Source organism: Streptomyces sp. NPDC048606, from assembly GCF_040650855.1.
Lineage (GTDB): Bacteria > Actinomycetota > Actinomycetes > Streptomycetales > Streptomycetaceae > Streptomyces.
The window spans coordinates 168,854-181,517 of the sequence record NZ_JBEZIB010000005.1; the positions used below are offsets into that span (position 1 = coordinate 168,854).

At 74.1% G+C, this 12,664-nt stretch carries 11 protein-coding genes; 6 read left to right on the forward strand and 5 right to left on the reverse strand.

The features are described 5' to 3' along the window. The first annotated feature begins 149 nt into the window (after positions 1 to 149). Both modA and AB0D01_RS07875 read left to right on the forward strand, forming a co-directional pair. Positions 150 to 974: a molybdate ABC transporter substrate-binding protein gene (modA, locus tag AB0D01_RS07870; protein ID WP_363054183.1), complete on the forward strand. Its 825-nt coding sequence runs from the start codon at positions 150 to 152 to the stop codon at positions 972 to 974. Positions 975 to 1,253: 279 nt separating this feature from the next. Beyond that, a complete protein-coding gene (locus tag AB0D01_RS07875; RefSeq protein ID WP_363054184.1) occupies positions 1,254 to 3,251 on the forward strand; it encodes an ABC transporter permease in 1,998 nt (665 codons plus the stop codon). A gap of 338 nt (positions 3,252 to 3,589) precedes the next feature. Here the strand turns inward: AB0D01_RS07875 and AB0D01_RS07880 are convergent, their stop codons facing one another. From AB0D01_RS07880 to AB0D01_RS07890, 3 genes are all read right to left on the reverse strand, one after another. Then, complete coding sequence (locus tag AB0D01_RS07880) at positions 3,590 to 5,770, reverse strand: SpoIIE family protein phosphatase (RefSeq protein WP_363054185.1); 2,181 nt, start codon at positions 5,768 to 5,770, stop codon at positions 3,590 to 3,592. 147 nt (positions 5,771 to 5,917) lie between these two features. Beyond that, positions 5,918 to 6,592 (reverse strand): response regulator transcription factor, encoded by a 675-nt coding sequence (locus tag AB0D01_RS07885; protein ID WP_363054186.1) that lies wholly within the window; start codon positions 6,590 to 6,592, stop codon positions 5,918 to 5,920. Further along, complete coding sequence (locus AB0D01_RS07890; protein ID WP_363054187.1) at positions 6,589 to 7,830, reverse strand: histidine kinase; 1,242 nt, start codon at positions 7,828 to 7,830, stop codon at positions 6,589 to 6,591. The genes AB0D01_RS07885 and AB0D01_RS07890 overlap by 4 nt, the downstream gene beginning before the upstream one ends. Before the next feature lie 125 nt (positions 7,831 to 7,955). Here AB0D01_RS07890 and AB0D01_RS07895 point away from each other — a divergent pair, with 125 nt between their 5' ends. Further along, positions 7,956 to 8,198, forward strand: a complete 243-nt coding sequence (locus AB0D01_RS07895) for a hypothetical protein (RefSeq protein ID WP_363054188.1) — start codon at positions 7,956 to 7,958, stop codon at positions 8,196 to 8,198. A gap of 102 nt (positions 8,199 to 8,300) precedes the next feature. Here AB0D01_RS07895 and AB0D01_RS07900 read toward each other — a convergent pair whose 3' ends face one another. Beyond that, complete coding sequence (locus AB0D01_RS07900; RefSeq protein WP_363054189.1) at positions 8,301 to 8,729, reverse strand: hypothetical protein; 429 nt, start codon at positions 8,727 to 8,729, stop codon at positions 8,301 to 8,303. Positions 8,730 to 8,940: 211 nt separating this feature from the next. On the opposite strand from AB0D01_RS07900, the gene AB0D01_RS07905 reads away from it, so the two are divergent. The 3 genes from AB0D01_RS07905 to AB0D01_RS07915 all read left to right on the forward strand — a co-directional run bounded on the left by AB0D01_RS07905 (position 8,941) and on the right by AB0D01_RS07915 (position 10,947). Continuing rightward, the gene (locus tag AB0D01_RS07905) at positions 8,941 to 9,429 is read left to right on the forward strand and encodes an FxLYD domain-containing protein (protein WP_363054190.1); all 489 of its coding nucleotides are present in this window, start codon (positions 8,941 to 8,943) and stop codon (positions 9,427 to 9,429) included. Between the two features lie 605 nt (positions 9,430 to 10,034). Next, positions 10,035 to 10,334: a hypothetical protein gene (locus AB0D01_RS07910; RefSeq protein WP_363054191.1), complete on the forward strand. Its 300-nt coding sequence runs from the start codon at positions 10,035 to 10,037 to the stop codon at positions 10,332 to 10,334. A gap of 16 nt (positions 10,335 to 10,350) precedes the next feature. Next, positions 10,351 to 10,947: a hypothetical protein gene (locus AB0D01_RS07915; protein WP_363054192.1), complete on the forward strand. Its 597-nt coding sequence runs from the start codon at positions 10,351 to 10,353 to the stop codon at positions 10,945 to 10,947. A gap of 50 nt (positions 10,948 to 10,997) precedes the next feature. On the opposite strand, the gene AB0D01_RS07920 is transcribed toward AB0D01_RS07915, so the two are convergent. Then, complete coding sequence (locus AB0D01_RS07920; protein ID WP_363054193.1) at positions 10,998 to 12,116, reverse strand: DUF6777 domain-containing protein; 1,119 nt, start codon at positions 12,114 to 12,116, stop codon at positions 10,998 to 11,000. Positions 12,117 to 12,664 lie beyond the last annotated feature (548 nt).

Below are 12,664 nucleotides of genomic sequence, written 5' to 3' on the forward strand. Positions count from 1 at the left end.
CCGGCCGACCCGGCCCCGCCCGCACCCCGGGCACCACCACACGTACCGCTCGTACCGCTCGTCCCCACCCGCTCCGCCCGTCACCGGCGCGGGTCACCACCGCGCGGTCGGCACCCGCCGACCGCCGACCCGACCGAGGAGCACCCACCATGTCCATCTCCCCGAACCGCCGCCGCGCGGCAGCCGCCGTCCTCACCGCCGCGCTGCTCGTCCCGCTGTCGGCCTGCGGCAACGACGACGCCAAGAAGGACGGGGCCGCCGCCTCCCCCTCCGCCGCGAACTCCTCCTCGGCCTCCGCCGAGCCCAAGGCCGCCAACCTCACCGTCCTGGCCGCCTCCTCCCTCACCGACGTGTTCAAGACGGCCGGCGCCGCGTACGAGAAGGCCCACCCGGGCACGAAGGTCACCTTCTCCTTCGCCGGTTCGCAGGAGCTCGCCGCCCAGGTCAAGCAGGGCGCCCCCGCCGACGCGCTGGTCACCGCCGACACCAAGACCATGGACGGCCTCAAGGGCGAGACCAACGACGCCACGGTCATCGCGAAGAACCGCCTCGTGATCGCCGCCGGCAAGGACAACCCGTTCAAGATCGACGAGCTGAAGGACCTCGCCGACTCCAAGATCAAGGTCGTCCTGGCGGCGCCCGAGGTCCCGGTCGGCCGCTACAGCAAGCAGATCCTCGACGCCCAGAAGATCGAGGTGAAGCCGGTCTCGCAGGAGCCGAACGTCCGCGCCGTCCTGTCCAAGGTCGAGCTCGGCGAGGCCGACGCCGGCCTCGTCTACAAGACCGACTCCGCCAAGTCCGGCGACAAGGTCGTCACGGTCGACATCCCGGACGACCAGAACGCCGTCGCCTCCTACCCGGCCGCCACGCTCAAGCAGTCCAAGAACGCCGACGCCGCCGCCACGTTCGTGGCCTGGCTGAGCACCCCCGAGGCCCAGAAGATCCTCCAGGACGCCGGTTTCCAGAAGGCGTAGGCACGCCCGACGGGCCCGTGGCTCGACGCGCAGGGGGACCGCCCGGTCCGGGGGGACGGGCGGTCCCCCTCCGTGCGTACGAGGTCCGGGACGGTACGCCGCCCCGCGAGGGCTCCCGCCGCCCCGTACGCTCCCGTGCCGGGGCACCCGTACCGCGCACACGCCCGGACACCGCCCCGGACCGAGCCCACCCGAACGCCTCCCCCGCCACGCCCGAACCGACCGCCACGCTCGACCCGCCCGCCCCGACGACACCGGCAGCCCCGGCCAGGAACCCTCATGAGCAGACCCCGCACCCGCACCCGGCCCCCCGTGACCCTGGCGCTGCCCGCGCTGCTCGCCGTCGGGTTCCTGCTGCTGCCCCTCATCGGCATCCTCACCCGCACACAGTGGAGCGAACTGGGCGCGCACCTGACCAGCCCCGGCGTCGTCGAGGCCCTGAAGCTCTCGCTGGTGGTCTCCCTCTGGGCGCTCGGCCTGTCCCTCCTCCTCGGCGTACCGCTGGCCTGGCTGCTGGCACGTGTCGACTTCAAGGGCAAGGCCCTCGTCCGCTCGCTGGTGCTGCTGCCGATGGTGCTGCCGCCGACCGTGGGCGGTGTCGCGCTGCTGCTGGGCTTCGGACGGCGAGGACTGCTCGGACCGTGGCTGGAGGACACCTTCGGCCTCACCCTGCCCTTCCACACCTCCGGGGCGGTGGTGGCGGCCACGTTCGTGGCGATGCCGTTCCTCGTGATCAGCCTGGAGGGGGCCCTCGGCGGCCTCAAACAGAGCTACGAGGAGACCGCCGCCTCCCTCGGCGCCTCGCCGGTCCGCGTGTTCTTCACGGTGACGCTGCCCATGGTGGGACCCGGCCTCATCGCCGGAGCGGCCCTCACCTGGGCCCGCGCCCTGGGCGAGTTCGGCGCGACCATCACCTTCGCCGGCAACCTGCCGGGCACCACCCAGACCCTGCCGCTCCAGGTGTACCTGCTGCTCCAGGACCAGCCCGAGGCCGCGACCTCGGTCTCCCTGCTGCTGCTCGCCATCGCCATGGGCGTCCTCATCGCCCTGCGCGGACGCTGGACCGGAACCCCCGTGGACCGCAGGACGGTCGCGGCGCCCCCCGTGATCGCCGAACCCCAGGTGACGTCGGAGCCCGACGCCGCCTCCCCCGCCACCACGGGACGGGCGGCCGCAGGCACGGACGCCCCGGACCCGAAGGCGTCGGGCACCCCGGAGGCGTCGAGCGCATCGGAGGCCGGCCGCTGGCCGCTGCACGCCGAGGTCACCGGCTTCAACGAGCTGACCCTCGACGCCGAACCCGGCACCACCATCGCCGTGGTCGGCGAGAACGGCGCGGGCAAGACCACTCTGCTGCGGGCCCTGCTGGGTCTGACCCCCCGGGCCCACGCCGTGCTCCGGCTCGGCGACACCGAGGTCACCTCCCTGCCCCCGCACAAGCGGCAGGTCGCCTGGGTGCCGCAGGACGGGGCGCTGTTCCCGCACCTCACCGCCCTCGCGAACACCGCGTACGGGTTGCGCGCCCGCCGGGTGGCACGTGCCGACGCCCGCCGCGAGGCGCAGGCCTGGCTGGACCGGCTCGGCGTCGGGCACCTCGCCGGGCGCAAGCCCGGCCAACTCTCCGGCGGGCAGGCGCAGCGGGTGGCGCTGGCCCGGGCGCTCGCGGCACGGCCCCGGTTGCTGCTGCTCGACGAGCCGCTGGCCGCCCTCGACCAGACGACCCGGGCGCGGGTGCGGCACACGCTGCGGACGCACCTCGCGGACTTCGGCGGGGTGTGCCTGATCGTCACGCACGACCCCGTGGAGGCGGTGTCGCTGGCGGACCGGGTGCTCGTGCTCGCCGACGGACGGACGCTCCAGGACGCCCCGCCCGGTGAGGTGACCCGGCATCCGCGTTCGCCGTGGGTAGCACGGATGCTCGGCCGCAACGCCTGGCCGGGCACGGCCTCCGCCGAGGGCCTCGCGCTCGCGGGCGGCGGGCGGCTGGTGGTGGCCGAGGCGCTGCCCGAGGGGGCGCCGGCGCTGGCGATCATCTCCCCGGAGGCGGTGTCGGTGCACCGGGAGCGGCCGGGCGGCAGCCCTCGCAACGTCTGGCCGGGAACCGTACGGGAGATCACGGCGGTCGGCAGCAGGTTGCGCGTGTTGATCGGTTCCGCGGAGGCCCCTGACCTGGTCGCGGAGATCACCCCGCAGGCCGCCGCCGAACTGGGCGTCGCGGACGGCGCGGCGGTGTGGACGAGCGTGAAGGCCACCGAGGTCACCCTCGTCCGGCTGTAACACGTGTCAGGCGGGCGGAGACCACGGGCGCGCCCCGCGGCCGCAACCGGGAGACGATCGACCGGTAACACGTGTTGAACGGCGAGGGACCCGCGCGAGCGCGTGCCGCCGCGGGGACACGGTCGGCCGCTCTCACGTGTCAGGCGGCGGGAGGGCCTGGGGCGTAACCCGGGCCACCGCGGCGAGGGATCGACCAGTAACACGTGTCGGGCGACGGCAGCGACGTGGGCGGGGAGCCGTGGCCGCTGCGGGCGGCCCTCAGCCGTTAACACGTGTTGCCCCACCTTTCCCCCCATCGCCCGCCTCACCGACCTGCCATCCGCAGCCGCAGGGGGGCGTTACTCGTGTTGCTCGGCCGGCGGATGCGGTATCGCGAACTCGCACCACACGCGTTTCCCGCCGCCCCGGGGTTCCACCCCCCAGGCGTCCGCGAGGTTCTCCACCAGCATCAGGCCCCGCCCCGAGACGGCCCAGTCGCCCGCCTCGCGGCGGCGCGGCAGGGCGCTGCTGGTGTCCTCGACCTCGACGCGGATCCGGCCCTCGGCGGTGAGCCGCATGCCCACGTGACCGCCGCCCTCCGTGTGGACGAGGGCGTTGGTCATCAGCTCGTCGGCGGCCAACTCGATCTCGTCGGCCCGTTCTGCGGCGCCCCAGGCCGCAGCCGCCGCCCGGATCAGGTGACGGGCCAGCGCCGGGCCCTGGGGGTCGCCGGGGCTGAGGCGTTGGCGCAGCGGGCCGCCACCGCGCGGGGCGGGGGTGCCGCGTCGGCGCAGCACGAGCAGGGCCATGTCGTCCCCGCCGCCCGAGTCGCCGACCAGGTCGCACAGCACGTCGGCGAGTTCCTCCACGTCGAGCGGGCCGTCCCGCACCGCGTCCAGGAGCTCCCGCATGCCCGTCTCGGGGTCGCCGTCGGGCCGGTCGACGAGGCCGTCGGTGCACAGGAGCAGGGTGTCGCCGGGGTGTAGCTCCAGGGTGGCGACGGGATAGCCGGGCACCGCCTCCGACCACAGCCCGGGCCACGATCCGGGCCCGTCCTGCGGTCGCGCTCGGGACGCGGCGTCCGGCCCCGGCTCGCCGGCGGGGCCGTGCGGCCCCCCTGCGGCGCCGTGCGGCTCGCCCGGGGGCAGGCCGAGCGGGAGCCCGCCCGCGACCCGGACCCGGTGGCAGCTGCCGTCGCCGCGCCGCACCACGGGGTCGAGGTGGCCGGCGCGGACCAGGAGGAGGGTGCCGGTGTTGAGGTCCAGTTCGGCGTAGGTGCAGGTGGCGAAGCGTTCGGTGGCCAGGTCCCGGAGGAAGGCGTTGGCCCGTGCCATCGCCGTGCCGGGGGTGTGGCCCTCCAGGATGTACGCGCGGAGCACGATCCGCAGCTGGCCCATGACGGCGGCGGCGTCCGTGTCGTGCCCCTCCACGTCGCCGATCATGACGCCGACCCGGCCCTCGCCGAGCGGGATCACGTCGTACCAGTCACCGCCGATGTCCCGGCCCATGCGGGCGGCCCGGTAGCGCACGGCGATCAGCGCCCCGGGCACCTCGGGGATCCTGCGCGGCAGCATGGCACGCTGGAGGCCCTCGGCGAGGTCGTGCTCCTGTTCGAAGAGGATCGCCCGCTGGAGGCTCTGGGCGATGCCGCTGCCGAGGGCGACGAGGACGTTGCGCTCCTCGTCGGTGAAGTCCCCGTCACGGGTGTAGAGCAGACCGAGGGCACCGATGGCCCTGCCCTGGGCGATGAGGGGCAGGTAGACCCCGCTGCGCACGGACAGCGGTTCGATGTAGGGCCACAGCTGCGGGTAGCGCCGCTGGAACTCCTCCCGCGAGGCGAGGAAGACGGGCTGGAGGGTGCGTACGGCCTCGCTCATCGGCAGGCGGGCGTCGATGCGGGTGTACTCGATCTCGGGCACGTACGAACCGAGGCGGCCCTCCGCGACCAGGTGGACCCGGGCTCCGTCGACGATGCCGAGCATCACGCTGACGGCTCCGAGGTGTCCCAGCGCGTCCGGGTCCTTGAGGATGTCGGTGACGTCGTTGACGGTGCGGGCGTGCGCGAGGATCGCGGCGGTCCGCTCGACGACCCCCGTCATGCGGCGGCGCCCCTCGTCGCGCTCGCCGGTGGCTCCGGGCTCGCCCGGGTCGTGGTCGGCGTCGCGGAGGATCCCGATGACGCGGTACGCGCGACCGTGCGGGTCCCGCAGGATGTGGCCCTGTACGTGGGTCCAGGCGGTGGAACCGTCGGGGCGGCTGGTGCGGAAGTAGGCGCCGTAGTGGCTGCGCCCGTCGGCCAGGGCCTGGGCGACGCGCCGGTCGAGGCGGGTCTCGTCGGAGGGCAGGACGCGCTCGCGCAACCCGGCGGCGGTTCCGTCGAACTCCTCCGGGCGCAGTGCGACGACCTCGAGGGCGGTCGCGTCCAGGTGCATGCGTCCGCTGTCGAGGTCCCAGTCGAAGGTGCCCATGCGGTTGAGCGCGAGGCTCAGGTCGGGCCGCGCGGGCCAGTCGACCTCGGGGGTGCGTCCCCGCTGGTCCATGAAGCCAGGGTCTCACCGTTCACCCGACTCCGGCACGCGCACCGGCCGCCGGCCCGGACCGTCGTCCGCCCGGGGATCGCGGGACCGGGGCGCCGACCGGGACGCGCATGCCACTCGCGGACGCGCGACGAACCCGGCCACGAACGGTCACGAGCCTGGCGGCGAGCCGTCCTGCGGGGTGGCGTCGTGGACCAACAGGGCGATCTGCACCCGGTTGTTGAGGTCGAGGCGCGTCAGGATCCGCGAGACGTGCGTCTTCACGGTGGGCAGTGCCAGGTGGAGGCTGCGGGCGATCTCGGCGTTCGACAGTCCGCGTCCCACCGCCATCGCCACGTCCCGCTCGCGGGGTCCGAGCAGGTCCAGGCGGGCCCGGGCGGCCGCCTCCCGGGACCCCTGCCCGCCGTCGCCCGCCACCTGGTCCATGAGACGACGGGTGACGGCCGGCGACAGCACCGGGTCGCCGGCCGCGACCGTGCGCAGCGCCGCGACGATCTCCCGGGGCGGGGTGTCCTTGAGGAGGAAGCCGGCCGCGCCGGCGCGCAGGGCGCGCGCCACGTGCGCGTCGGTGTGGAAGGTGGTCAACACCAGTACTTCCGGGGCGCCTTGACGGGCGCGCAGCTCCTGCGTGGCGGTCAGTCCGTCGACGCCCGGCATGCGGATGTCCATCAGGACGACGTCGGGGCGGTGCTCGGCGACGAGCGCGGGCACCTGCGCCCCGTCGGCGGCCTCCGCGACGACGTCGATGTCGTCCGCCCCGCCCAGCATGAGGCGCAGTCCGGCGCGGACGATGGCGTCGTCGTCGACCAGCAGGACACGGATCACGCGGGTTCCTCCCCGTCGGGGCCGCTCGCCGGCCGTGGATCGGGCCAGGGTAGCCGGGCGTGCACGCGGAAGTCCGTCCCGTCGGGTCCGGCCGTCAGGTCTCCGCCCGCGAGGCGGGCCCGTTCGGCGAGGCCGATCAGTCCGTGGCCTCCGCCGGTGGCCGCGATGGCGTCGGCGGCGGCGGCGGAGGCGTGGGCGGCGGGGGCGGCGGGTTGTGCGTTGGGCCGTGCGATGGTGCGGGTGGTGCGGGTGTTGCGGACCTCGATGTCGAGGCCGTCTCCCGGCCCACCGGTGATCCGGATGCGGGCGGTGGCGTCGGGCGCGTGTTTGCGTACGTTCGTCAGCGCCTCCTGCACGATCCGGTACGCGGTACGCCCCACCTCGAGCGGCGGTTCCTGTCCCCGGGGCGGTCCGGTGAGGTCGACGGCCGTGCCCGCCGCCGTGGTCTCGGCCACCAGCCGTTCCAGGTCGGCCAGTTCGGGCTGGGGGCGCTCGGCGTCGGCGGGGGCGGCCCCCGCAGACGCCGGGTCCTCGCGCAGGACCCCGATGACCTGGCGCAGGTCGTCCAGCGCGAGGTGGGCGCTCTCGCGGATCACGGCGGCGGCGCGGGCGATGTCCTCCCGTGGGGCTCCCGGGTTGAACTCCAGGGCACCCGCGTGCAGGGCGAGCAGGGACAGCCGGTGTCCGAGGACGTCGTGCATCTCGCGGGCGATCTCCTCGCGGACGTCCCTGCGGGCCTGGGTTTCGGCGAGTTCGGCGCGTGCGCGCAGGGAGGTGACGAGCTGGCGGCGGGAGCGACGGAACAGGCCCCAGCCGACGGCTCCGGCCAGGAGCGCGAAGTACGTGGCGGCCGGGCCGACCCGGTCCTCGGGCATGTCGGGCAGCTGCCACAGGAAGACGGGCAGCGGGGCGAAGGCGAGCGCCGCCACCCATGCGGTGGCCCGCCAGGGGCGGGTCGCGGCCACCGTGAACACCGCCACCATCGCGGGGCCGGTCAGGTAGTGGGCCTGGCTGCCGGCGAGGAGGAGGACGACCGCCAGCGCCACGGGCCACCGGCGCCGCAGCAACAGCGCGGCGCAGCCGAGGCCTCCGACGGCCTGGTCGGCGGCCCGCCAGGCGGGGCCGAGGTCCTCGGGCAGGGGGATGGACTGCGAGCTGACGGCGGCGAAGCAGGCCGCGAAGAGGATCAGAGCCAGGTCGGCGGCCCAGTCGCGGGGGGTGCGGGTGATGCGGCGCATGGATCCGGAATCTACGCGCGCCGGGCGCGCGGTTCGTCCTGTGGCTCCGGAACGGATACTTAAGTACGAGCGGCGGCTACCGAGGGCCGATCCGGCCGTCGGCGCCGCGCGCCTACCGTCGGGGCATGACTTCCTCTGCTTCCAAGTCCCCCGGAGCGGCCCTGGCGGGGCTGCTCTCCTTCGTCCTCGTCGTGGGTGGCGCGAGCGGGTTGCTCCACGAGTGGCTCGGCTGGATCCACTTCATGGGCTTCGTCCGCTTCGCGGTCCCGGACGGCTACGAGGTCTTCGGGTACGTCGTCATGGTCGCGGTCGGTCTGGCGGTGGGCGCGGCGGGCGACGCCCTCACCGGTCGAGGGCGCCGCCGCTGAGCCGTGGGTTGCGCGTGCGTGCGGTGGTGACGAAGCACGATGGTTACTCGTGTTGCGACGGGGGGTCGGTCACCGCTCCGGCCGTGGTTTCCCGTGCGACCGTCAGCACTTGAGGGTGGTGGAGGAGGCCGCGACCGTCTCCTCCAGCGTCTTGACCTGAGGCTGGATCGCCGTCATCACGTTCTGGCCGGTGGTGTCGCCCGGCAGGTCCTCGTAGGCCTTCTTGAGGTTCTCGCCGGCGCTCTTGAGGGCGTCGCGCTTGGCCTGCTCCAGGGACTGGAGGTTGTCGCCCATCGCGTCGATGTCCTTCTTGACCGCTTCGTAGGCGTCCTTGATCTGGTCCTTCGTCGCGTTCGCCGGGTCGAGGGCGCGGAGCTTGGCGGTGTCGCCCTTGAGGCTGGAGAGGTTCGTGCACAGGGCCTGGGCGGCCTGGGTCGCCTCCTCCTTGGGGGTGGTGCTGTCGTCGGAGCAGGCGCTGAGACCGAGGGCCGCGGTGGCGCAGATCAGGGTGGTCGCCGCGAAACGCTTCATGGGGTCGTGCCTTTCTCAACTCTCAACAGGTTCCGGTGACGGGAGCCCATCGCGGGGCGAGATCATTTCTGATCAGTTCCGGACAAACTTCGCATACACCCTCTGGTACCGCATCTATTGATCCGCCGACTCACCCGTCAGGCCCTCCTGGAGGTGCGCCGGGCGCCCGACCCCCGTTGACTGGGCCGGACGAGCGAACGAGGAGGCGGCAGTGACACGTGTTGGCCGGGTACGGAGCATCCGCGGAGCGGTGTTCGGGGTGCTCGCGGTCGTGGTGGCCGCGGGCCTGACCGGATGCGGGGGCGACGCCCAGGAGAAGGTCACGGGCGTCGCCTCCCAGGCGGCCTCGGCGGCCTCACAGGCAGCGGACGCCCTCGATTCGGCCTCCGACACCGCCCGCCGCAAGCTGAACGAGGTCAAGGACGGTGTGGACGCCAAGGACGCCGTGACGCTGGGGCAGCCGGCGACGCAGACGGACGGCCATCCGACCGTCCCCGTCACCGCCCGCAACACCACCGACTCCACGAAGTCCTTCGCCGTCCAGGTCAACTTCCGCGACCCCGGCGGGAACCTCCTCGACACGGTCGTCGTGACCGTCACGGACGTCCCGGCCGGCCAGTCGAAGGAGGCGACCGCGCGCAGCACCCGGGGGCTGTCCGGCACGGTGAAGGCCGACGTGGGCACGGCCCTGCGCTACTGACCCCCACCCTGCCCACCACCCCTCCCCACCTCGGTCGACACCCCGGTCGACACCCGCGCCGGCCCGGAGGACGATGGAGAGGACGGGCGCCTTCCGATCAACCCCAGACCGCCGCTTCCCTGCGACGGCCTGAGGGAGAAATCCCGAGGCGGTGCGTACGGCCCTTCGAGCCGAACGGACCCTCGCGGGCCGCGACTCGCCCGTACGGAGCGGCCGTCCGTGCGCCGTCCTCCCCCGTCGCGCGGCCGTTCGCGTTCCTCCTCTCCCTCCGCCACCCCGTGAGGGAGAAGACCACCATGAACCGGTTCACCCGCAGGCAGGTCGGACGCACCACCGCCACCTCCCTGATCACGGCGTCCTTCCTCTCCGGAGGCCTGGTCGCGCTGTAACCGGCGGCCTCGGCGGCAGCGCCGACCGCCGTCCCCACGATCGGCACCTGTACGGTCACGCCCGCCGCCGACGGGCTCAGCATCACCCTCGCCGGCAGCGGCTGGGGCCCGAAGGAAGCGCTCAGGCTCAACGACGGCGAGTCCACGTTCCCCATCGACGTCCTCGCCGACGGCTCCTTCTCGCTCAAGCGCTGCCAGAAGAGCACCGACTTCACCGTGCTGCCCGACAGCGGCGGGTTCAAGAACTGCATGGTGGCCAAGCCGGACAAGACCCAGTCGCAGAAGGACAAGGAAGAGATCCGCAAGGCCCGCGCCGACGGCTTCAAGGCAGGCGTCGCGGCCGGCAAGGAAGCGGCCCAGGAGAACTGCAAGAAGGCCAAGCCGAAGCCCCCCAACAAGCACCCCGGACTCATCGCCCAGGACGAAGCGGTCGAGAAAGCCTTCAACGACGCCTTCCTCGCCGGCGCCACCAGCGCCTTCGACAAGTTCTGCCACAGCGGCAGCAACCGCCACTAGGCCGGGGACGAGTGCCATGCGTACCCGAGCCGGAGCGGCCCTCGTGTGTCCCCTGGCCGTCGCCTCCCTCCTCGCCCTGAGCCCGCCGGCCCTCGCCCGGACCCCGGGCTCAGGCCCTTCCGTCACCTCCGCCGTCCCGACGGGAACCTGTGTGGTGAAGCCCTCGGACGACGGCAAGACGGTGACCGTCACCGGCACCGGCTTCATCGGTACCGGCGGGGCGGCCCTGCGGGGCAACGCCCCCGGCGCCACCGTCGGCCTCGGCAACCTCGACGGCCTGAACCCGCCCGGCGTCTTCAACCTGACCGGGCTGCCCGTCACGGACTACGCCGTCCACCAGCAGAAGGGCGGAGTGATCGCCTGCCGCGAGATCCCCTCCGACAAGTCGACGAACAAGGAACTCGTCCGGGCCGCACAGGAGCGCGGCTTCAAGGCGGGCGTCGCGGCCGGCAAGGAGGCGGCCCAGGAGAACTGCGAGGGGGCCAAGCCGCAGCCGCCCAAGAAGCACCCCGGACTCGTCGCCCAGGACGAGGCCGTCGAGAAGGCCATCAACAACGGCTTCATCGCCGGCGCCGCCACCGCATTCAACACGTTCTGCCGCAGCGGGCGGTGAACGCCCGTGCGTCCGCCGCGTTCGCGGCGGTCCGCACCGCCGGCCCCGGTCTACGGGTTGTCACCGCCGCCGGAAGGCGGTGCGGACGACGGCCCGGACGGCGGCGCCGAAGCCGGTTCGGAGGCCGGTTCGGAGGCCGGTTCGGAGGCCGGATCCGAAGCGGGGTCGGAAGCGGGGTCGGAGGGCGGGGCCGACGAGGAGTCCGCGTCCGACGGTGTGTCGGAAGGAGGAGCGTCCGAGCCGCCGTCGGACGGGCTCCCGCTGTCCTCGGGCGACGGACGGTCGACGTCGCGGTGACCGTCGCCGTCGCCGTCCTCGGCGGACGGTGAGGTGCTCACCGGCGGCGGGCTGCTCTTCCCGGGCAGCCGTGACGGCGGGGGCGACGGCGGAGGGGGGATCACGGGAGGGACGACGGGCGGTTCGACGGGCTTGTCGCGCTCCGGCTTCGCCCCCTTCTCCCGTTCGTACCAACGGTCGTCCTGGTGGTCGTAGATCACGATCTTGTTGATGACGGTCACGGACGGGGCGATCACGACCACGCGCGCGGGCTGGTACGAGGCCCAGGGCCGCCCCTGGCGCTTCGGGTCGGGCGGCAGCGCCACCGGGGCACCGAGCGGGTTCCCGCACGCGCACCGCACCCTCGGTACGCCCCGGTCGTCCACGAGCACGGCCGTACCGGCCTGGAGCACGGCCTGGTAGGCGGTGGGCCGGCCGTCGCGGAAGCCGTGGTTGGTTACACGCGTGTCCACGCGCAGTTGGACCGGCGTCAGCGAACGCAGGTAGCCGGGGACGGAGGCCACCCTGATGCCGAGGGCCTCGGCGAAGGCCGTGTTCTTGGCGGGCTGCGCCGTCAGGACGGTGATCTGCTTCTCCACGTCGCAGCTGGCAACGTCCTTCGTGCCGCCGTAAAGGCCGGGAGAGGAGCCGCTGACGCTGTGCGTGCCGGCCGGGGTGGAGGTGGGCGTCGGCCCCGGCGGGGCCTCGGGCACGGGGGTGGCCTGCCGGGTGGCGGTGGACTCCGTGAAGGGGTCCGGACCGGCGTCGGAAGCGGGCTGGAGGAACACCTCGGCCCCGGCACGCCGCGTGTCCCCGCCGTCGGGCCGGGTCAGTACGACGACGAGGGCCACGACGGCCGCGAGAGCCACCGCCACCGTCGCCAACCGGGGCACCGAACGCCACCAGGGCCCGGGTGACCCCCCGCCGGCTCCTCCGGGCGGCCCGGCGGGCGGCGGCGGGGGCGGGGGGCCGCCCGGGGTGCCCTGTCCGCCGCCGGAGAGGGGACCGGAGGGGGGACCGCTGGGCCGTCCGGGGGTACCGGGTCCCCCGGACCCCGAAGGCCGTCCGGAACCCGAGGAGCCCGCGGAACCCGCGGAGCCCCCGGGGCCCGAAGAGCCCGTGGGGCCCGGGGGTCCGGGGGGCTGTTCGCCGGAGGGTTGCGTGGTCACGTCACTGCCCTTCCTCCCGGGCGCCGCGGGGGCCCGATGGAACGTACTCGGCGGGATGCACTCGGCGGGGCGCCCGAGGTCTCCCGGGCGCGACGGACGGCGGGGGCGAACGGACGACGCGCGGTCGACCTGCCGACGGTCGGTCGGTCCGGCTGTCGTCCGGTCATCCGCCCGTCCGGCCTCCGGCCGTCGTCCGTCCGACCGGTGGCCGGCCGTCAGGCGCTTACACGTGTGACGTATTCCGGCGGGCCACCCGTCCCGCACCCTGGCGA

Excerpts from the sequence above, each read along its gene's own strand:
- modA (WP_363054183.1), top strand. The coding sequence starts at position 150 with ATGTCCATCTCCCCGAACCGCCGCCGCGCGGCAGCCGCCGTCCTCACC.
- AB0D01_RS07875 (WP_363054184.1), top strand. The coding sequence starts at position 1,254 with ATGAGCAGACCCCGCACCCGCACCCGGCCCCCCGTGACCCTGGCGCTG.
- AB0D01_RS07880 (WP_363054185.1), bottom strand. The coding sequence starts at position 5,770 with ATGGACCAGCGGGGACGCACCCCCGAGGTCGACTGGCCCGCGCGGCCC.
- AB0D01_RS07890 (WP_363054187.1), bottom strand. The coding sequence starts at position 7,830 with ATGCGCCGCATCACCCGCACCCCCCGCGACTGGGCCGCCGACCTGGCT.
- AB0D01_RS07895 (WP_363054188.1), top strand. The coding sequence starts at position 7,956 with ATGACTTCCTCTGCTTCCAAGTCCCCCGGAGCGGCCCTGGCGGGGCTG.
- AB0D01_RS07900 (WP_363054189.1), bottom strand. The coding sequence starts at position 8,729 with ATGAAGCGTTTCGCGGCGACCACCCTGATCTGCGCCACCGCGGCCCTC.
- AB0D01_RS07915 (WP_363054192.1), top strand. The coding sequence starts at position 10,351 with ATGCGTACCCGAGCCGGAGCGGCCCTCGTGTGTCCCCTGGCCGTCGCC.